The 254-nt window shown below is 40.9% G+C and carries 1 pseudogene; it reads right to left on the reverse strand.

The annotated features are described in order from the left end of the window. Positions 1–128: 128 nt before the first annotated feature. Positions 129–254: pseudogene (locus tag J3L11_RS19250) on the reverse strand (ISAs1 family transposase); the annotation flags it as partial.

A 254-nucleotide genomic window follows, 5' to 3' on the forward strand; every position in this document is an offset into this window, starting at 1 on the left:
TAATCGGATTGCTAGTATGAAGCATGAGAGTTGCCTTATGTTTTGATTTAAGATTCGACACCTTTATCAAAACGGGTAACTCTCATCTTTTCAAGATGATGTGTCAGATCTAGTCTGAACTAATACAGTTAACCAAAGAAAAGCTCAGATCTAAAGTCCCCATTCCACGCCGCTTTGCGCATCTTACTCGGCTTACTCACCTTTAATGGGTGTTGCTGCAACAAGTTGAGCACAATACGGCGAAATAACGCCAT

This window comes from Shewanella sp. 4t3-1-2LB, assembly GCF_017368415.1.
Taxonomy (GTDB): Bacteria; Pseudomonadota; Gammaproteobacteria; order Enterobacterales; family Shewanellaceae; genus Shewanella; species Shewanella fodinae.